The organism is Roseicella sp. DB1501 (assembly GCF_013112485.1).
In the GTDB taxonomy this organism is placed as follows: Bacteria; Pseudomonadota; Alphaproteobacteria; order Acetobacterales; family Acetobacteraceae; genus Paracraurococcus.
In genome coordinates this window covers 208,485-226,872 of the sequence record NZ_JABFHG010000004.1, presented here as the reverse complement: position 1 = coordinate 226,872, position 18,388 = coordinate 208,485, and the positions used below count along the sequence as shown (strand labels likewise).

The following is an 18,388-nucleotide window of genomic DNA, read 5'->3' as shown; positions in this document are numbered from 1 at the left end:
GGGAGAGAACGGGATGCTTCTTCGCAGGCGAGAGATCCTCATCGCGGCCCTGGCGGCGCCGGCTGTGGCGCGGGCGGCCGATCTGCCCGGCGTCACCGCCACCGAGCTGCGCATCGGCAACACCATGCCCTATAGCGGCCCGAACAGCGCCTATGGCGTGATCGGCCGCACCGAGCAGGCCTTCATCCGCATGCTCAACGAGCAGGGCGGCGTCGCCGGGCGGAAGATCAACTTCATCACCTATGACGACGGCTTCAGCCCGCCGAAGACGGTGGAGCAGACCCGGCGGCTGATCGAGCAGGACAAGGTCGCCTTCCTCTTCAACCCGCTCGGCACCCCGACCAACAATGCGATCCTGCGCTACTGCAACCAGCGCAAGATGCCGCATCTCTTCCTCGCCACGGGCGCCGACAAATGGGGCAACTGGAAGGAGACGCCCTGGACCATGGGCTGGCAGCCCAGCTACCGGACCGAGGCGCAGATCTACGCCAAGCACCTGCTGTCGCAGCGGAAGGAGTTCCGCCTGGCCATCGTCTTCCAGAACGACGATTTCGGGAAGGACTACATCTCCGGCATGCGCGACGTCATCGGCACCGAGCGCTTCGACTCCAGCGTGAAGACCGCCTCCTTCGAGATCACCGATCCGACCCCCGACAGCCAGATCCTCTCGCTGCAGGAAAGCGGCGCCGATGTGCTGATGATCGCCCTCGGCCCCAAGGCAGCGGCGCAGGCGATCCGCAAGGTGCACGACATCGGCTGGAAGGCCGAGCGCTACCTGACCAATGTCTCGCTCTCGGTCGGCGCGGTGATGCAGCCGGCGGGCATCGAGAAGGGCGTCGGCATCATCACCTCGGGCTATCTGAAGGAGCAGGGCGACGCCGCCTGGCGCGACGATCCCGGCATGAACGAGTACCGCGCCTTCATGAAGCAGTGGATGCCGGATGGCGACCTGCACGACGCCAACACGGTCTATGGCTACGCGCTCGGCCGCACGCTGCAGCAGCTCCTCGCCCAGTGCGACGGCGATTTCTCCCGCGAGAATGTCATGCGCCAGGCGGCCAGCCTGCATGAGGTGGCGATCCCCGTCCTGCTGCCCGGCGTCGTGCTGGACACCGGGCCGCAGGATTACCGTCCGATCCAGAAGATGCAGCTGCAGCGTTGGGACGGCAAATCCTGGGTCCGCTTCGGCGGGCTGATCGAGGGTGCCCAGGTCTGACCGGACCGGGTCTGACAGAAGGAGTGGGAACGACCATGCTGACGCGCCGCCATATCCTCGCCGCCGGCATCGCCGGCCTTGCCACGCCACGCCTCGCCCGGGCGCAGGAATTGCCGGGCGTCACCGCGACCGAGCTGCGCATCGGCAACACCATGCCCTATAGCGGCCCTGCCTCAGCCTATGGCGTGATCGGCCGCTCGCATCAGCATTTCTTCAGGATGATCAACGACCAGGGCGGCGTCGCCGGGCGGAAGATCAACTTCATCACCTATGACGACAATTACAGCCCGCCAAAGACGGTCGAGCAGGTCCGGAGGCTGGTGGAGCAGGACAAGGTCGCCTTCCTCTTCAACCCGCTCGGCACGGCAACCAACAGCGCCATCCAACGCTACGTCAATCAGCGCAAGGTGCCGCACATCTTCCTTTCGACCGGCGCCGACAAATGGGCCGAGCCGAAGCAGTACCCCTGGACCATCGGCTGGCAGCCCAGCTACCGGACCGAGGCGCAGATCTACGCCAAGCACATCCTGGCGCAGAAGCCGGGCGCCAAGATCGGGCTGCTCTATCAGAATGACGATTTCGGCAAGGACTACCTCATCGGCCTGAAGGACATCTTCGGCGCCAATTTCGACAGCATGGTCAAGCAGGTGAGCTACGAGGTCACCGACCCCACCATCGACAGCCAGGTGGTCTCGCTGCAGAGCGCCGGCGTCGAGGTGCTGGTGACGGCGGCGACGCCGAAATTCGCCGCCCAGACCATCAAGAAGGTCTTCGATCTCGGCTGGAAGCCGGTCCACTACCTGACCAACGTCTCGATCTCGGTCGGCGCGGTGATGGAGCCGGCCGGGATGGAGCGCGGCATCGGCATCATCACCTCAGCCTACCTCAAGGACGAGACCGATCCCGCCTGGGCGCAGGATGCCGGCATGAAGGAGTGGCGCGGCTTCATGGCGAAATACATCCCAGACGGCGACCTGAAGGATGCCGGCTACACCTTTGGCTACAGCGTGGCGCAGACCGTCATGCAGGTGCTGAAGCAGTGCGAGGGGGATTTCAGCCGCGAGAACATCATGCGGCAGGCGACCAGCCTAAAGAGCTTCGCCCCTGCCACCGTCCTGCCCGGCATCACGGTGAACACCACCGCCACCAACTATCACCCGATCAAGCAGCTCCAGCTCGCCCGCTGGACCGGCAAGACCTGGGAACGCTTCGGCGGCCTTATCGAAGGCGCGGATGTCTGATGCAGGCGGCGCGGGGCCTCCGCCCCGCGCCCCGTCCTTCAGCGCGCCGTGTAGCCGCCATCCACCTGCCAGCAGGCGCCGGTGACGAAGCCGGCGCGGTCGGAGCACATCCAGACCACCGCCTCGGCGATCTCCTGCGGTGTGCCCATGCGCGCCATCGGCACCCGTGCCATCAGCTGCTCGCCGCGCCGGCGCATGGTTTCCTCGGTCATCGGCGTCTCGATATAGCCGGGGCAGACGGCATTGACCCGGATGTTCTCCGGTGCATGGTCCACCGCCGCGGCCTTGGTCAGCCCGACGACCGCGTGCTTGCTCGCCACATAGGCCGCCGAGCCACCGGAGCCGATGAGGCCGAGGATGGAGGCTGTGTTGACGATGGCGCCGCCGCCCTGCTGGCGCATCTGCGCCACCTCATGCCGCAGGCAGCGCCAGACGCCGTGCAGGTTGACATCGATCAGGTCGAGCCAGGAGGCCTCCTCCAGATCGGCGGCGAGGACGCCAGCCGAGTTGAGCTGGTAGGGCGCGACCCCGGCATTGTTGAAGGCGCAGTCGAGGCTGCCGAAGGCCTCCACCGCCGCGGCGACCATCGCCGCCACCTGCGCGTCCTCCGTGACATCGCAGGCGATGGCGACGGCTTGGCCGCCGGCCTCCTCGATCGCCGCGACGGTGCCCTTCGCCGCCTCCAGGTTGCGGTCCGCCGCCGCCACCCAGGCGCCCTCGCGGGCGAAGGCGAGCGCCGCGGCGCGGCCGATGCCGGAGGCGGCGCCGGTCACCAGCGCCGACTTGCCCTCGAGCAACCCCGCCATCGCCTCAGCCCCCCGCCCAGTGATGCGCCAGCGCCAGCGCCGCCTGGCGCAGCGCCAGATCGGCCGCCGGGATGAACTTGCCCATGGTAAGGAAGGCGTGGATCTGGTCGGCCATGTGGACATGCGTCACCCGCACGCCATCCGCTTCCAGCCGCTTCGCGTATTCCATGCCCTCATCCACCAGCGGGTCGTAGCCGGCGGTCATGACATAGGCGGTGGCGACGCCTTTCAGGCTTGGCACGCGCAGCGGGCTCGCCTGCCACTCCACCCGCCGCGCCGGGTCCGGGGTGTAGTAATTGATGAACCAGCGCATGGTCTTGTCGGTGAGGATCAGCCCCTCGGTGAAGCGCTGATAGGCCGGGCGCTCGCCGGCCATGTCGGTCGCGGGATAGAGCAGCATCTGGAAGCCGATCTTCGGCGCGCTGCCGTCGCGCGCCATGATGGCGAGCACCGCGGCGAGGTTGCCGCCGGCGCTGTCCCCGCCGACCGCGATGCGCGACGGATCGACGCGCAGCGTCCCGGCATTCTCCGCGACGAAGCGCAGCGCCGCGGCACAATCCTCGACCGCCGCCGGATACACATGATCCGGCGCCATGCGGTAATCCACCGCGATGACGCAGCAGCGCGCCGCATTGGCCAGCAGCCGGCAGGGCTGGTCGTGGCTGTCGAGATCGCCGATCACCCAGCCGCCGCCATGCAGGTAAAGCAGGCAGGGCAGCGCCTCGCCGGCGAGGGTGCCGGCGCCGCGATAGCGCCGCAGCCGGATCTCGCCGAGCGGGCCGGGGCAGGTGAGATCCTCGAGCTCGGCGACCTCCTCCGGCTCGGGCGCCAGGACGGCGCGCGACTTGGCCGTCGCCTCGCGCGCCTCGGCCGGCGTCAGGTCCTGGATCGGCGGCCGGCCGAGTTCCTTGATGAGGTTGAGAACGGTGACGGCACCGGGATCAAGCGGCATCGGGTCATCCCACCCAGGAGAGTATGGCGTCCGCCACCTTATCCGGTCTGTCGAGTTCCGCGAGATGCCCCGCGCCCTCGATCAGCACCGTCTCGTTCGGGCCGCCGAGCCGCGCGGCGATGCGCGCGGCATAGCTTTGCGGCATCACCCGGTCCTCGCTGCCCCAGAGCAGCAGGGTCGGCGCCTTCACCAGGGGTAGGCGCTTCTCCAGCCGGGTATTGCCGAGCGGCCAGAAGATGCGCGCCGCCGCTTCGTTGGCGCGGGTCTGCTCGATCGGCCATTCGATGCTGTTGGCACCCTCCGGCATCGCCTTCAGCGCCTTCCATACGTCCGGATCGGCGCACATCAGGCCGGGCACCGCATCGGCGCGCTGCGCCCAGGGATCGGTCGGCGGGTCGCTCTCCTCGAACAGGCCGAAGGGTGCGATGAGGGCGAGGTGGCGCACGCTCTCCGGCCAGAGCGCCGCCATCTCGGCGGCCATGGAGGCGCCGACCGAGCTGCCGGCGAGATCGGCGCCGTGCAGCCCGGCCGCCTGGATCACCTGCCGCACCGCCAGGACCCAGTCGAGATGCGTGTCGAGCACGGTATGGCCGCGGTCGCCGCCCGGGAAGCCGGGCAGCGATGGCACGATCACCGTCCGCCGCTCGGCGAGCCGGTCGAGGAAGGGCACCCAGCGCGGCAGCCCGCCGAAGCCGGCGAGGAAGCCGAGCGGCGCGCCGCTTCCCTTGCGCCAGATGCGGGTGGGGAAGCCGTTTATGTCGACGGTCGAGACCTCGGGTCCGCTCATGCCTCCGGCCCTCTCACTCGGCCGCCAGCTTCGGCGAGAAGGCGGGCAGCGCCGCCTGTTCCGCCGCCGCCATCGGCTGCGGCCACCAGCGATCCTCCCATTCGGCGAAGCGCGTGCGCAGCCGCGGCATCACCGTCTCGGCGAAGATGCGCGTGTTGTACTGGGTCAGCTCCTTGCCCATGTTGCCGAACTGCATGAGCAGCATGAGATGGCCGACATGCAGGTCGTCGGCGAGGGCGTTGAGCTGCTCCAGTACCTCGTCGGGGCTGCCGATGACGACATAGCCGCGATCGACGAAGTCCTGCGTCGTCATGCCGCGATTGGTCTTGTCGCCCTGGATCAGGGTTTGCGCATTGGCCGCCTTGCGCACCTGGCTCTCGAGCCCGGCGCGCTGCGTCGCCTCCGTGCTGTAGCCGGCGGGCGCGGCGAAGCGCGGGTCGATGTGCAGGCAGCGGTTGAAGAAATACTCCGCCGGCTCGGTGTAGAGGTCGAGCGCCTGCTGCCGGGATTCCGCCACCGCCACCACCTGGGCGAAGCCGGCGCGATAGGGGTTCCGGTCCTTGCCGAGGCGCGCCATCTCGGCCCAGAAGCCGTCCATGGTCGCCTTGCCCGCCTTGTATCCGTAGTAGCTGAGGTAGCAGTAGACGTAGTCCATCTGGGCGCACCACTGCCAGGTCTCGACGCTGCCGCCGCCGGGGATCCAGATCGGCGGATGCGGCTGCTGCACCGGGCGGGGCCAGATGTTGACGTAGCGCTGCTGGTTGTAGCGGCCGTTGAAGGCGAAGGTGTCCTTCTCCGTCCAGGCGCGCAGCACCAGGTCATGCGCCTCCAGATACCGCTCGCGTAGCATGGACGGGTTCTGGCCATAGGCGAAGCAGGTGTCCATCGGCGTGCCCACCGGGAAGCCGGCGATCAACCGGCCGCCCGAGATCACGTCGAGCATGGCGAACTCCTCGGCCACCCGGGTCGGCGGGTTGTAGAGGGCGAGGCTGTTGCCCATGACGCAGATCGGCACCTGCGTGGTGCGCCGGGCCAGGGCGCTGGCGATGAGGTTCGGGCTCGGCATCAGCCCGTAGCCGTTCGAGTGGTGCTCGTTGACGCAGATGGCGTCGAAGCCGCAATCGGCGGCGTATTCGAGCTCGTCCATGAAGTCGTTGTACATGTGGTGGGCGCGCTTCGGATCGAACAGCGTGCTGTGGATGTCCACCCAGACCGAGGGATGCTTCTGCCGGAAGTCCTCCGGCAGCTCGGTATAGGGCATCAGATGGAACCACATGAGCTTCATGGACGGCCTCCGGTCATGGGCGCTGCTCGCCCTTGCGGGGGCGCGCCTTCTGCGGAAAGCCTAGCCTGCTACCGGATCGCAGGGGAAGGGTCCGCATGGCGCGCAACCAGCGGCGCATCCGGCGCGTCTGGCGAGATCGGCGGCAGGAGGGAAGACCCCGTGAGAGTCAGGCATCGCGGCGCAGGTATCGCGCTCCTCCTCGCAGCCCTGCCTTGCCTCTTCGGCGCCGCCGCCCGGGCCGAGACGCCGCCGCAGCGCTGCGCCCGCGCCGGCACCGATGATGCGACGCGCACCATCCCGGCCTCGCTGGTGCCGGCGGCGCAGCGCCTCTTCGACATCACCGCGCCGGCCGAGGCGGTGCAGCGGCTGACGCTCTATCGCTGCATGGATGGCAAGGTGCTGCTCTGCACCCTCGGCGCCAACCTGCCCTGCGGCAAGGCCAATCGCGCCCGCAGCCTACCGGGCGCCAGCCAGTTCTGCCGGCAGAATCCCGGCGCCGATGTCATCCCGGCCTTCGCCACCGGCCATGACACCCTCTATCGCTGGCGCTGCCAGGGCGGCGAGGCGGTGCCCGGCGAGCCGGTGGAGGCGTTGGATGCGCGCGGCTTCATCGCGCGCTACTGGACGCCGCTCGATTGAGGCGGCCGGCCGGGCCGCTCAGCCGCCCGCCTGCTCCTCCTGGCTGCTGACCACCACCGGCTCCAGCATCGCCTCGGCCTCGCGCTTCAGTCGACGATAACTGCGGGCCGAGAAGAACAGCATGGCCACGTAGAGCAGCCCGGCCGCCGTCAGCGCCGCCCAGGGCTCGGTCAGCAGCACCGCCACATAGGCGCCGACGCCGAGCAGCAGCGGCAGCACGTAATCCGCGCGGATCTTGAAATTCTTGAAGCTCCAGGCCGGCAGGGTGGAGACCATCAGCCCGCCGACCACCACCAGCAGCACGCCCGAGAGCAGCGGGTGCCGCGTCACCGCAGCAAGCCCCGGTAGGTCCCAGCCGCTGAAGGTCAGCGTGGCGAAAAGCGGGAAGAGCGCCAGCCCCGCCCCGGCCGGCGCCGGCACGCCGGTGAAAAAATTCTGCGCATAGGTTGGCTTCGGCGCCGGCTCGGCCAGCGGCGTGGCCGGCGGATCGACCAGGGCGGCGTTGAAGCGCGCCAGCCGCAGCGCCGAGCAGACGGCAAACAGCAGGCAGGGCGCGAAGCCGATGCCGCGCGCCTCGTGCAGCGTCCACATGTAGAGGACCAGAGCCGGCGCCACGCCGAAGCAGAGGAAGTCGGACAGGCTGTCGAACTCCGCCCCGAAGCGGCTGGTGCCCTTCAGCATCCGCGCCAGCCGCCCGTCCAGCCCGTCGATCGCGCCGGCGACGACGATCAGCGCCGCCGCCTTCTCCCATTGCGCATCCAGCGCCACGCGGATGGCCGAGAGCCCGGCGCAGAGGCCGAGCATGGTGAGGATGTTCGGTACCAGCCGGTTGAAGGACGGGCCCTTGTAGCGCGGCCGCGTCCGCGGCCGAAGGCGTCGCAGCCGTCCCCGCAGCCCCGGCGCCCGGCCCGCGGCGGGCCGGCCGCTGCCGCTCATGACGCCGGCCGCTCCGGCGCCAGGTCCGCGATCACCGTCTCGCCGCCGATCATGGTCTGCCCCTCCGCCACCAGGGGACGAACGCCCTCGGGCAGGTAGAGATCGGTGCGGCTGCCGAAGCGGATGATGCCGAAACGGTCGCCGGCCTGCACCGTATCGCCCTCGCGCAGGTCGCAAAGGATGCGCCGCGCGATCAGCCCGGCGATCTGCACCACCGCCATGTCGCGGCCATCGGGCAGCCGCAGGGCGATGGCGTTGCGCTCGTTGTCCACACTCGCCTTGTCGAGCGAGGCGTTGATGTACGTGCCGTGGCGATAGGCGATGCGCGTCACCACCCCCTCGGCCGGCACCCGGTTCACGTGCACGTCCATGACCGAGAGGAAGATCGCCACCCGCCAGCGCGCCGCCGGGCCGAGGCCGAGCTCCTCCGGCGGCACCGCCGGCTGGACGCTGACGACATGCCCATCCGCCGGGGCCAGGACCAACCGTTCCCGCTCCGGCGGCACCCGGTGCGGGTCGCGGAAGAAATACAGGCAGAACAGGGTGAAAAGGAGGCCAAGCCAGAACAGCCAGCCGCCCAGCAGCCAGCCGCCGAGCACCGCGACCGCGAGGCCGCCATAGATAAAGGGCCGGCCTGCCGGATGCGGCGGGGCCAGCACCAGCCGCAAACTGCGTCCGATCGCCATGATGGCGGTTTATGGTGTCTTCATCCCGGCGCGGCAAGCTGCCGCCGCCATGGAGCTTCTGACCCTCGGTCCCTTTGCCGTCACGCGCGACGGCGCCCTGCGGCCCCGCGAGGCAGGCCCACCGCCGGCCTTCCGCTTCCGCTGGCGCGGCCGGCCTTGCGAGGCGGCGGTGGAGGCGGATGGGCTGCGGCTGGTCGCCATCGCGGGCCGCATTCCCTCGACCGCCGAGCGCGGCGCCGACCGCGGCACGGCCTTCCGAACCATCGCCGCGCTGCCCGGCCTGCTGCCGCCGGGCTGGCGGCTGCGGCTGCTGCCCGATCACCGCATCCAGGTCGAGCTGGAAACGGTGGTGGCCTCGACCGCGACCAGCATGATCGCCGCCATGGTGCATTTCGTGCTGGCGCTCGATCCCTGCCTCGACCGGCTGGACTCCAACGCCCCGCCCGGCGCTCAGGGCAGGCTGAACACCTGACCGGGATAGATGCGGTTGGGGTCGCGGATCTGGTCCCGGTTCGCGGCATAGATCACCGTGTACCGGGTCCCCTGCCCATAGGTCCGGCGGGCGATCCGCCACAGATTGGCGCCCGGCTGCACCACCAGCCGGCCATCCGCGGGTGCCCCCTCCGCCAGCCGGTCGCGCTGGAAGGGTAGCTCGATCCGCGCCACCACCGCGCCGGCCTGCGCCAGCTGGTCGACCCGCAGCATGTGGCGGCCATAGGCGGGCTGCGCCGCCGGGCTGAGCGCCCAGCGCCCGGCCAGGTCGGCCTCGGCATCGCCGGCATGGACGGTCCCGACATAGACCCGCAGCCGGGCGCCGGGCGGCGCGCTGCCGGAGAAGCGCATCGCCCCGGCCTCGTCGTAATCAACCAGGTCGAGGCCGAGCCGCTGCCGTCCGGGCGCCGCCTCGGCCGGCAGTTGCAGCGGGCGCGGCGCGACGCCCGAGGCGGCCGCCGGCGGCAGCAGCATGGCCATGGCGCCGGTGGCATCCGGCACCGCCTCGGGCGGCCGGAGGCTGGCCGGCCGCGAGGCCGGGGCAGCCAGTTGCGGCTCCGGCACCATCAGCAACAGGGTGTCGCCCGAGCGCACCGGATCGCCGCCCGGGCTGCGGGCGACCAGGGAAAGCTCCCGCGGCCCCGGCGGCAGCGGATCGCCCGGCAGGATGACCCATTCGCCACGAGCATCGGCGCGGGTCCGGCCGAGCTCGCGCTCGCCATCCAGCAGCCGCACCTCGGCCCCGGGCGGCGCGCTGCCGGCGGTGACCAGCATGCCGCGGGCGCCCAGGCGCGCCACATGGAAGCGCGGCGCGACGGTGGCGGCCGGAACAGGCACTGCCTCAACCCTGAGGGGAAGAGATGCCACTGCCGTCGCGGCATCGGCCCGAAATGTCACAGGCATGGGGCGCGGCTTCGGACCTTCGGTCGTCTGGAAGCCCGGCAAGACGTTCGTCGTCAGCAGCCAGGCCAGGCCGGCCGTCGCAGTCACGGCCAAGCCGGCGAGGCCGACCCGCCCAAGCCTCATCGCCCCCGTCATCGCTCCTTCATCGCCGGCGATCACATCGCGCAGCCGGGATGCGCCGGTCCATCCCGGGACCCTCTCGCCGATGCGGCCGGCGCAGACAAGCGAGCCGATCCGGTCAGGCGGCCAGGATCCGGCCCGCGCACGGCGCCGCACGGCAGCATCCCATGGTACCGCAACCGTCGCGGCCGCCAAGTGAAGAGCTGCACCGGCGCCCCCTGCATGACCAGTGCCGGCGCCGCTATGCTGCATCGCCGGAGAAGCGGGAGCAGACGCGATGGACGATCAGGCGCTGGTCCAGGTGAAGGTCTGGGACGGCTGGGTCCGCCTGGTGCACTGGGGGATCGTGCTGCTCCTCGGCCTCTCCTGGCTGAGCGCCGAGAAGGGCTGGATCGATCTCCACATCCTCTCGGGCTGCACCGTGCTGACCCTGGTGCTGTTCCGCATCGCCTGGGGCTTCCTCGGCTCGGAGACGGCGCGCTTCCGGTATTTCCTGCGCTCGCCGCTGACGGCGCTCCGGCATCTCGCGCATTTCCCCCGGCCGGAGCCGGATCACAGGGTCGGCCACACTGCCGCGGGCGGTTGGATGGTGCTGGTGCTGCTGGCCCTGCTGCTGGTGCAGCCGCTGACCGGCCTGTTCTCGGCCGAGGAGCCGGAATTCAGCTATGGCGCCCGCGGCCCGCTCGCCGACCTGGTCTCAGCCGAGACCTGCGAATGGCTGACCGGGCTGCATGCGGCGAATTTCAACCTGATCCTGCTCGCGGCCGGGCTGCACATCCTGGCCGTGCTCGCCTATCGGCTGGTCAAGCGGCACGACCTGGTGCGGCCGATGCTGCGGGGCTGGAAATGGCTGCCCGCGGGCATGGCCTCGCCGCGCTTCGGCTCGCCCTGGCTGGCCACGGCGCTGCTCGCCCTGGCCGCCCTCGCCGTCTATGGCGTGACGCGGCTGGGCTGAGCGGGCGTCCCCGCCAACAGCCTCGGACGCCGGACGCGAACCTCCGGTCCGCTGGTGTCAACGGGCGCGGAAGGGCCGGTGGCAGGTACCGCAATATTGCGGGCCGAGCGCCTTGTACATCGTCGCAAAGCCCACCTTGTCGTCCTCGGCCGCCGCCTGCTTCATCTTCGCCAGCTGGCCGAGCAGCGCCTGATCGGTCGCCTCGAACTTGCCGAAATCCTGCCAGATGGCCGGCAGCGCCTTGGTGTCGCCGGTATCCGATCCGGGCGGGAAAAGCGCCGGCAGGCCGCGGAACCAGGTGATCATGTCGTCGATCCGCGGCTCGAGCGATTTCACCTCGCCGCCTGTCTCGACCACCGGCTTCATCGCCTCCATGTGCTGGCCCATGCGCTTCAGCCCGGCCCGGCGCTGGGCGATCACCTCGGCCGTGCCTGCAGCGCTCCCTTGGGCAAGCGCCGCCCCGGCGAGGGCCAGCAGGCCCAGCGCGACCAGCATCGTCGTCCTGCGAATCATCCTGACCCCCGTTCGATGCCACCATGTTCGGGGATTCACCTGCCCTGGCAAGCGAAGCTTTCGCCATGTTCGGGCCAGGAGGTGGACCAGGCGCGGGAAGGCAGCCGCTCATAGTCTGGTGCGATTTTCGCCCCTAACGCCTGCGGGCCAACAGGATCCATGCCAGGATGCCCCTTCCCTCGGAGAGCCTCATGCCCCAGCACATCCGTTCCGTCGCCGTCTTCTGCGGCACCCGCGCCGGCACCGATCCCTCGCATCTGGAGGCGGCGCGGCAGCTCGGCGCCGGCCTCGCCGCCCGGAACATGACCCTGGTCTATGGCGGCGGCGGCGTGGGGCTGATGGGCGCGGTGGCGCAGGGTACGCTGCGGGCGGGCGGCCAGGTGCATGGCGTGATCCCGGAATTCCTCACCCGCGTCGAGCGGCCCTGCGCCAACCTGACGCAGTTCGAGGTGACCAGCAGCATGCACACCCGCAAGACGCGGATGTTCGAGCTGGCGGATGCCTTCATCACCCTCTCGGGCGGGCTCGGCACGCTGGACGAGACGGTTGAGATCATCACCTGGCGGCAGCTCGGCCTGCACGACAAGCCGGTGATCATCCTCGACATCAACGGCTGGGCGCAGCCCTTCCTGGCGCTGGTCGAAAGCCTCATTGACCAGGGCTTCGTCGATGCGAGCAACCGCCGCCTCTACGCGGTGGCGCCCGACGTACCGGCGGCGCTCGGCCTGTTGCAGGCGGCGCCGCTGCCGGAAACGGCGGCGCCGGCGGAAAGGCTCTGACCCCCCATTGCCCCGCATCGCCGCCGGGTCTATATCGCCGCTCCCGCAGGGCCGATGCGCCGCGCGGCGCCCGACCGACGGAGCGTAGCTCAGCCTGGTAGAGCACTGTGTTCGGGACGCAGGGGCCGGAGGTTCGAATCCTCTCGCTCCGACCAAGTCGGGTATACCGGAAGCCCCGCCAGCCCTGCTGGCGGGGCTTTTCGCGTCCGGGGGCGGGACGGGCCGGCAAGGTGCCGTGGCAGCCTGAAGCGGCCGGCGAAACTGTCGCTGCCTGTTGTCCTGCCGCGGCTTCGCCGCGGCGGGCTGTGACGGATTTCGGGCAGAAGGGGACTCCATGGGGTCCCCGCAAAGCCGCGCAGCGGTTTTGCGGGGAGCTTAGCGCTGGCCCGCCGCCCAGAACATCAGCCAGCGCGCCGGCAGCGCCCAGACCGTGCCGGCGATGACGAAATAGAGCGCCTGCAGCACCCAATGCGTCCCGGCGAGCTGGTCGGCCAGAGTGACCGCCAGCCCGACATAGAGCACGAAGCCCAGCAGGCCGAGGGGGACGGCGATGGCGATGCGCGACATGCCGCGCCAATGCCCCGCGCGCATCAGGCTGGCAAGCGGCGGCCGCCCCGCCGGTTGCCGAGGCCCGCCGCGGATGCTTTTAGTCTCCGCTGCCCGCAGCGCCGCCCGCCGGTCCGGGCACCGCCGCCACAACGCCGCAGGACCGGCCATGACCGACACCCAGGACGAACTCGACCTCCGCGACCATATCCGCGGCATCCCGGACTTCCCGAAGCCCGGCATCCTCTTCTACGACATCTCCACCCTGCTGCGGCACGGCCCGGCCTGGCGCGCCGCCATGGCCCGGCTCGCGCGGCTGATCCGCCCGCACAAGCCGGACCTGCTCGCCGGCATCGAGAGCCGCGGCTTCCTCGTCGCCGCACCCCTCGCCCTCGAGCTCGGCCTCGGCTTCGTCATGCTGCGCAAGCCGCGCAAGCTGCCGGGCGCGACCGTCGGGCTGGACTACGCCCTCGAATACGGCACCGACCGGATCGAGATGCAGGCGGATGCGGTGCAGCCTGGCCAGCGCGTGGTGCTGCTCGACGACCTGCTCGCCACTGGCGGCACGATGGCCGCCGGGATCGGCCTGCTGCGCCAGGCCGGTGCCGAGGTGCCGGCCGTCGCGGCGCTGATCGAGCTCACCTTCCTCAAGGGCCGGCAGAAGCTGGACGTGCCCTGCGAGACCCTGCTGCAATACGACGACTGACAGGCTTGGCCGCCGCCATCGCAGCCGGACGCAACGCCATGCCGGGGAAGGAGACCGCGATGCCTGCTCGTCCAGACCCGTCCCGGCGCGACTGGATGCGGTCGGGTCTCGGCCTGCTCGCGGCCGGCGCCTTCGGCGGCCCGGCGGCGGCGATGCTGCCGGCGGCGGCGACGCTGCTGGTCCCGGGGCCGGCGGGCGGCCCGCTGGCGCGCATCGCGCATCCGCTTGGCGAAGCCCTGGCGCGCGGCGCCTCCACTGCGGTGCGGCTGAACGAGATGGTGCTCGGCGGGCCGGACGGCGTCACCGCCGCCAACCGCTTCGCCACGGAGGGCGCGCCGGATGGCCGCACGCTGCTGCTGCTGCCGGGCGCTGCGGCCCTCGCCCGCTTGGTGGGCGACCCGCGGGCGCGCTACGACGCCGCCGGCAGCCTGCCGGTCTGCGCGGTGCAGGGCACGGCCGTGGTCGTCGGCCGCACCGGCTTCGCCGGGGCCGGGGCCTCGCCGCGCCTCGGCTTCGCCGCGCCCGACATGGCCGGGGCGGCAGCGCTGCTCGGGCTCGACCTGCTCGGCCTGCATGCAAGCCCGGTGATCGGCCTGGCCGGCCTGGCGCCCGAGGCCGCGCTCGCCCAGGGGCTGGCCGAGGCGGTGCTGCTGACCGGCCCTGACCTTCCCGCCCGCCTCGCCGCCGCCGGCGCCCAGCCCTGGTTCACCCTCGAGCCCGCCGGGGCGCGCGACCCGCTGCTGCCCGCCGTGCCCTCGGTCCATGACTATGCGCTGGACGGTCCGCTGGCGCTGCGCGCGGCGCTGACCGCCGCCGCTGCCTGCGCCCGGCTGCAGGCGGCGCTGGTGCTGCCCGCCCTCACCCCCGCCAATCTCGTCGCCGCCTGGCGCAGCGCCGCGCAGCGCTGGGTGGAGGACGAGACACGGCAGGGCTTGGCGCCGGGGCTGCGGCCCCTGGCCGGCGCCGATGCCGCGCCGCTGGTCGCCGCCCTCAGCCCGCCGCCGGGCGCGACGCTGGCCTACCGCGAATGGTTGATGAAGCGGCTGAACTGGCGGCCGGATTGAGCGCGGTCCCGGCGCGCCGGCAGGCAGGCGGCGATCAAGGGGCCGCGTGCCGGGCGGCGAGCGCGGCGAGTTCCTGCAGCGCCGCCGCGGCCTCGGCACGGACCCGCGGCACCATCTGCTGCGGCGGCACGCCGGCACGGGGATCGAGGGCGATGCGCGCGGCCCGCTCCAGCGCCACCGCGCCGACCGCCGCGGCGGCGCCCGCCAGGTTGTGCGCGGCGCGGCGGTAGGCCTCGGCATCGCCGGCCCCCGCCGCCTGATCGAGCTCGCCCGCGAGGCGGCTCAGATCCTCCTCGAAGGTCTCCAGGATGCGCCGGAAATCCTCGGCCGGCAGGTCACGGGCCAGTTGCTCGGCGATGCTGGGATCGAGTGCGGTCACGCCCGCATGGGTGGCATCCCGCATCGCACCGGTCAATCGCGACGTATCACCCGTCGTTCAGCGCTGCGCCCAGGGGGTGCGCTGCCACAGGGTGCGGTACTCCCCCTCCTGCGCCCGGAGCCGCTTGAACCAGGCCTCGCCCGGCTCCCAGGCCGGTTCGGTGAAGCGGTCCTCGAGCTGCTTCACGAATTCCGGGTCGCGCGCGATATCCGCCGTCGCCTCGCGCAGCCGGGCCAGAATTGCGGACGGCGTGCCGGCGGGCGCGACCACGCCGCGCTCGGAGGCCATCTCCACCGGGATGCCAAGCTCCTTCAGCGTCGGCACGTCGCGGCGGAAGCGGCTGCGCTCGGCGCCGGCCTGCGACAGGATGCGGAGGTTGTCCGGCACCTGCAGCACGGCGCCGATATTGAGCCCCATGCTGTCCACCTGCCCGCCCAGCACGGCGGTGCGAAGCTGGGGATCGCCCTGGAAGACCACATGCGTCATGCGGATGCCGGTCGCGGCCTGCAGCAGCACCAGTTGCAGGTGGTCATCCGTACCGACGCCGGGCGAGGCGTAGGTGAGCTGCTCCGGCCTGGCGCGCGCGGCGTCGAGCAGCTCGGCCAGGCTGCGATAGGGGCTGTCGGCGCGGACGGTGATGGCGCTCGGGTCCCGCACCAGGTTGCCGAGCGGGGCGAAGTCGTCGAGCTTGAACTGCGCCGCCCGCTCGATCGGGATGGTGATCAGGCTGGGGAAGTTGGTGGTGCCGAGGGTGTAGCCATCCGGCTTGGCGCGCGCCGCCGCGGCCAGCGCCAGCTCGCCGCCGGCGCCGGGACGGTTGGTGACGACGACGGTGCCGCCGATCCGCTTCTCCAGCGCCCGGGCATAGCTGCGGGCATCCAGATCGGTGCCGCCGCCGGCGACGAAGCCGACCTGGATCTCGATCGGCTTCTCCGGCCAGCGCGGCTGGCCGAGCGCCGGGGTGGCGAGCGGGGCGGCGAGCAGGCCGGCACCGCCGGCGAGCAGGGCGCGGCGGGTCGCGGCGCCGCTCATGCCGCCTTCCCCTCATTCGAGTCGCGCCAGGCGATCAGCCGCCGCAGCCCCTCGCGCATATCCACTTCGGGCTTCCAGCCGATCGCCTGGAAGGCCGCCTCATGCGCGATGCGGAAGGCGCCGCCGCTGGTCAGCCGCACCTTGCCCGGCTCGTTGCCGACGAAGCGCGGCGCCAGCCCGCCGCCGGCCAGCTCGGTGACGAGCTGGACGAGCTCGAGCGTGGTGGTCGGCGCCGGGCCGGAGGTGTTGACCGCGACATCGGTCGCCGCGCTCTCGAAGGCCATGCGGTTGGCGCGGGCGAGGTCGCCGACATAGACGAAATGCTTGGTCTCCGAACCGTCGCCGAAGACCTCCGGCGGCTCGCCGCGCCGCACCTTCTCCAGCGTCTCGATGATGTAGAGCGCGTTGGCGGCGCGGTAGTGCTGCCGCTCGCCATAGACCGTGGAATAGCGCAGGACCACGTAGTCCTGGCCCCATTTGCGGAAGGCGTCGCGGCAGAGCTGCTCGCCGATGATCTTGCTGGCGCCGTAGAGGATGGCGGCGGGCGGGGCGCCGGCGCTGTGGAAGGGCGTGTCCTCGACCAGCTCGCCGGCGACGCCCGGCCCATAGCCATAGGTGGCGTTGGAGGAGGCGAAGACCACCTTCCCCACCTTGTTGGCGCGGCAGGCCTCGAGCGCGTTCTGCACGCCGCGGATGTTGACGTCGAGCCCGCCCCAGGGGTCGCGGTCCATCGAGAGGGTCATGTAGGCGGCGAGCTGCAGCACGCCGGCCATGCCCTCGGTCGCGCGCAGCAGGTCGGCGATGCGCATCACGTCGCCGCGGATCAGGCGCAGCCGCGGATGGTCCTTCAGATGCGCGATGGCGGCGTCCGAGCCGAAGGCGAAATTGTCGAACAGCACCACCTCGGCCGCGCCGTGGTCGAGCAGCTCGCCCGCCGTCGCGGAGCCGACGAGGCTGGCGCCGCCGACGATGCAGAAGCGGTTGCCGCGGATGGGGACGGCGGGGGTTCCTGGCATGATTCACTCCCTCAGGCTGGCGCGCATCCAAGCGCGGGCGGCGACGCGGCGCCAGGGGGTGTCGGCGTGAGCCGGGGAGTGGCCGCCTATGCCTGCCGGGCGGCGAACGGTACCGCCAGGCCGATGACGCGCCGCCGGGGCGGCGGCGGCGGGGGTGGCGGCAAGGGCTCGGTGCTGCCGGCGATGAAGAGTCCCATGCGGTGCAACGCCGCCCGCGCATCCGGCCGGTCGGGCAGCGTGCTCCAGGCTGCGACCAGGATCAGCGCCACGACCAGCGGCTCGAAGGGCGAGCCGGCGCGGCAGAGCGGCAAGGCCCAGGTGCCGCGGAAGGGCCAGAGCAGGCGGAGCCCGGCCGGGGTCAGCAGGTCGCCGAGCAGATGGCTGAGATAGCCGGCGACCAGCGGCTCCGCCCAGCGCGCCGGCAGCACTCCCTGATGCAGCAACCAGCCGCAGCCGAGCAGCGCCAGCAGGGAATGGGTGACGCCGCGATGCCCGAACAGCGCCGCCACCAGGTCCGAGACCGGCCGCAGCCGCCGCCCTACCCAGCTCTTCGGATGGTCGATATCCGGCAGCAGCCCGCCGGCGACGGCCAGGGCAAGCGCCTCGGCATCGAGCGGCGGGCGGCCGAGATGCGGCGCGACCGCGATCCAGGCGGCGGCGCCGAGGGCGACATGCGAACCCGCCAGCATGGCGGTGGGAACCTTCCTGCCCGGGCGCGCCGGGCCGGGCGCCATCGATAGGGATCAGCAAGCGGGGCGCCCGGCGTGCTATTCCGCGCCTTTGGCGGGATAACATGAGAACGCGCCTGAAGATTCCTCCGCAACGCGCGGATTGTCCAATCTTTTCCTGAAAAGCTCAGCCGCGTTCCGGGGCGATCCGCTCGAAGGCGAGGATCCTGGCCAGGAAAGGCTCGGGCAGCGGCACCGGCTTGTGCTCGCCGAGGGTGACGTTGACATAGACCATCCGCGCCCCGACCAGCAGCTGCCGCTCGCGGAAGCAGCCCATCCGGAAGGTCAGGCTGGTGCGGCCGAGTCGGGCGACGCGGGCGGCGAGCGTCAGCGCGTCGTCGTAGCGGCCGGAGCCGCGGAAATCGAGGGCGGCATGCGCGAGCACGATGTCGCAGCCATGGCTGCCGAGACCCTCGGGATGCTTGAAGGCGATGGCGCGCATGTATTCCGACAGGGCGACGTCGAAATAGGTCAGGTAATGCGCGTTGAAGACGATGCGCTGCGGATCGAGCTCCGCCCAGCGGACGCGCAGGGGATGGGTGAAGGCGAATTCCTCGAGCCGGGCCGGTGCATCGGACATGCGGGCAGCATAGGGCGGATCGGCACC

At 71.3% G+C, this 18,388-nt stretch carries 22 protein-coding genes and 1 tRNA gene; 9 read left to right on the top strand and 14 right to left on the bottom strand.

The window, feature by feature from the left end; genetic code table 11:
* The first annotated feature begins 13 nt into the window (after nt 1–13).
* Both HJG45_RS10030 and HJG45_RS10025 read left to right on the top strand, forming a co-directional pair.
* Entirely contained in the window at nt 14–1,216 is a 1,203-nt protein-coding gene (locus HJG45_RS10030; RefSeq protein ID WP_171611991.1) for an ABC transporter substrate-binding protein, read from the top strand.
* 35 nt (nt 1,217–1,251) lie between these two features.
* On the top strand, nt 1,252–2,457 hold the full coding sequence (locus HJG45_RS10025; RefSeq protein ID WP_171611990.1) for an ABC transporter substrate-binding protein: 1,206 nt from the start codon (nt 1,252–1,254) through the stop codon (nt 2,455–2,457).
* 38 nt (nt 2,458–2,495) lie between these two features.
* Here HJG45_RS10025 and HJG45_RS10020 read toward each other — a convergent pair whose 3' ends face one another.
* The 4 genes from HJG45_RS10020 to HJG45_RS10005 are packed head-to-tail and all read right to left on the bottom strand — an operon-like array spanning nt 2,496 to nt 6,287.
* Nucleotides 2,496–3,263 carry a glucose 1-dehydrogenase gene (locus HJG45_RS10020; protein ID WP_171611989.1) on the bottom strand — a complete coding sequence of 256 codons (768 nt, stop codon included), beginning with the start codon at nt 3,261–3,263 and terminating at the stop codon, nt 2,496–2,498.
* Nucleotides 3,264–3,267: 4 nt separating this feature from the next.
* Nucleotides 3,268–4,215, bottom strand: coding sequence for an alpha/beta hydrolase (locus tag HJG45_RS10015; RefSeq protein ID WP_171611988.1), 948 nt, complete (start codon nt 4,213–4,215; stop codon nt 3,268–3,270).
* A 4-nt stretch (nt 4,216–4,219) separates the two neighbouring features.
* Entirely contained in the window at nt 4,220–5,002 is a 783-nt protein-coding gene (locus HJG45_RS10010) for an alpha/beta fold hydrolase (protein ID WP_171611987.1), read from the bottom strand.
* 13 nt (nt 5,003–5,015) lie between these two features.
* Complete coding sequence (locus HJG45_RS10005) at nt 5,016–6,287, bottom strand: LLM class flavin-dependent oxidoreductase (protein WP_171611986.1); 1,272 nt, start codon at nt 6,285–6,287, stop codon at nt 5,016–5,018.
* A 159-nt stretch (nt 6,288–6,446) separates the two neighbouring features.
* Between HJG45_RS10005 and HJG45_RS10000 the strand changes: the two genes are divergently transcribed.
* Nucleotides 6,447–6,926, top strand: coding sequence for a hypothetical protein (locus HJG45_RS10000; RefSeq protein WP_171611985.1), 480 nt, complete (start codon nt 6,447–6,449; stop codon nt 6,924–6,926).
* Nucleotides 6,927–6,944: 18 nt separating this feature from the next.
* Here the strand turns inward: HJG45_RS10000 and HJG45_RS09995 are convergent, their stop codons facing one another.
* Together HJG45_RS09995 and HJG45_RS09990 are read right to left on the bottom strand one after the other, a co-directional pair.
* Complete coding sequence (locus tag HJG45_RS09995; protein WP_171611984.1) at nt 6,945–7,862, bottom strand: phosphatidylcholine/phosphatidylserine synthase; 918 nt, start codon at nt 7,860–7,862, stop codon at nt 6,945–6,947.
* Nucleotides 7,859–8,548 carry a phosphatidylserine decarboxylase gene (locus tag HJG45_RS09990; protein WP_171611983.1) on the bottom strand — a complete coding sequence of 230 codons (690 nt, stop codon included), beginning with the start codon at nt 8,546–8,548 and terminating at the stop codon, nt 7,859–7,861. The genes HJG45_RS09995 and HJG45_RS09990 overlap by 4 nt, the downstream gene beginning before the upstream one ends.
* A 49-nt stretch (nt 8,549–8,597) precedes the next feature.
* Here HJG45_RS09990 and HJG45_RS09985 point away from each other — a divergent pair, with 49 nt between their 5' ends.
* A complete protein-coding gene (locus HJG45_RS09985; RefSeq protein WP_171611982.1) occupies nt 8,598–9,020 on the top strand; it encodes a hypothetical protein in 423 nt (140 codons plus the stop codon).
* On the opposite strand, the gene HJG45_RS29405 is transcribed toward HJG45_RS09985, so the two are convergent.
* Nucleotides 8,999–9,877: a LysM peptidoglycan-binding domain-containing protein gene (locus HJG45_RS29405; RefSeq protein ID WP_171611981.1), complete on the bottom strand. Its 879-nt coding sequence runs from the start codon at nt 9,875–9,877 to the stop codon at nt 8,999–9,001. The two genes, HJG45_RS09985 and HJG45_RS29405, sit on opposite strands and share 22 nt — an antisense overlap.
* A gap of 463 nt (nt 9,878–10,340) precedes the next feature.
* Here HJG45_RS29405 and HJG45_RS09975 point away from each other — a divergent pair, with 463 nt between their 5' ends.
* A complete protein-coding gene (locus HJG45_RS09975) occupies nt 10,341–11,018 on the top strand; it encodes a cytochrome b/b6 domain-containing protein (protein ID WP_171611980.1) in 678 nt (225 codons plus the stop codon).
* Nucleotides 11,019–11,075: 57 nt separating this feature from the next.
* Here HJG45_RS09975 and HJG45_RS09970 read toward each other — a convergent pair whose 3' ends face one another.
* Complete coding sequence (locus tag HJG45_RS09970; protein ID WP_171611979.1) at nt 11,076–11,513, bottom strand: cytochrome c; 438 nt, start codon at nt 11,511–11,513, stop codon at nt 11,076–11,078.
* Nucleotides 11,514–11,722: 209 nt separating this feature from the next.
* On the opposite strand from HJG45_RS09970, the gene HJG45_RS09965 reads away from it, so the two are divergent.
* Nucleotides 11,723–12,310, top strand: a complete 588-nt coding sequence (locus tag HJG45_RS09965) for a TIGR00730 family Rossman fold protein (protein WP_171611978.1) — start codon at nt 11,723–11,725, stop codon at nt 12,308–12,310.
* Nucleotides 12,311–12,388: 78 nt separating this feature from the next.
* Nucleotides 12,389–12,465, top strand: a tRNA-Pro gene (locus HJG45_RS09960).
* Nucleotides 12,466–12,685: 220 nt separating this feature from the next.
* Here the strand turns inward: HJG45_RS09960 and HJG45_RS09955 are convergent.
* The gene (locus tag HJG45_RS09955) at nt 12,686–12,877 is read right to left on the bottom strand and encodes a DUF2842 domain-containing protein (RefSeq protein WP_171611977.1); all 192 of its coding nucleotides are present in this window, start codon (nt 12,875–12,877) and stop codon (nt 12,686–12,688) included.
* Nucleotides 12,878–13,025: 148 nt separating this feature from the next.
* On the opposite strand from HJG45_RS09955, the gene HJG45_RS09950 reads away from it, so the two are divergent.
* Both HJG45_RS09950 and HJG45_RS09945 read left to right on the top strand, forming a co-directional pair.
* The gene (locus tag HJG45_RS09950; protein WP_171611976.1) at nt 13,026–13,562 is read left to right on the top strand and encodes an adenine phosphoribosyltransferase; all 537 of its coding nucleotides are present in this window, start codon (nt 13,026–13,028) and stop codon (nt 13,560–13,562) included.
* Between the two features lie 59 nt (nt 13,563–13,621).
* The gene (locus tag HJG45_RS09945) at nt 13,622–14,626 is read left to right on the top strand and encodes a hypothetical protein (protein WP_171611975.1); all 1,005 of its coding nucleotides are present in this window, start codon (nt 13,622–13,624) and stop codon (nt 14,624–14,626) included.
* A 34-nt stretch (nt 14,627–14,660) separates the two neighbouring features.
* On the opposite strand, the gene HJG45_RS09940 is transcribed toward HJG45_RS09945, so the two are convergent.
* From HJG45_RS09940 to HJG45_RS09920, 5 genes are all read right to left on the bottom strand, one after another.
* Nucleotides 14,661–15,005 (bottom strand): Hpt domain-containing protein, encoded by a 345-nt coding sequence (locus HJG45_RS09940; protein WP_171611974.1) that lies wholly within the window; start codon nt 15,003–15,005, stop codon nt 14,661–14,663.
* A 57-nt stretch (nt 15,006–15,062) separates the two neighbouring features.
* Complete coding sequence (locus HJG45_RS09935) at nt 15,063–16,037, bottom strand: tripartite tricarboxylate transporter substrate binding protein (protein WP_171611973.1); 975 nt, start codon at nt 16,035–16,037, stop codon at nt 15,063–15,065.
* Nucleotides 16,034–17,053 (bottom strand): NAD(P)-dependent oxidoreductase, encoded by a 1,020-nt coding sequence (locus tag HJG45_RS09930; RefSeq protein WP_171611972.1) that lies wholly within the window; start codon nt 17,051–17,053, stop codon nt 16,034–16,036. Before HJG45_RS09930 ends, HJG45_RS09935 begins: the two co-directional genes overlap by 4 nt.
* An 86-nt stretch (nt 17,054–17,139) precedes the next feature.
* A complete protein-coding gene (locus tag HJG45_RS09925; protein WP_171611971.1) occupies nt 17,140–17,742 on the bottom strand; it encodes a metal-dependent hydrolase in 603 nt (200 codons plus the stop codon).
* A 166-nt stretch (nt 17,743–17,908) separates the two neighbouring features.
* A complete protein-coding gene (locus HJG45_RS09920) occupies nt 17,909–18,361 on the bottom strand; it encodes a thioesterase family protein (protein ID WP_171611970.1) in 453 nt (150 codons plus the stop codon).
* Nucleotides 18,362–18,388 lie beyond the last annotated feature (27 nt).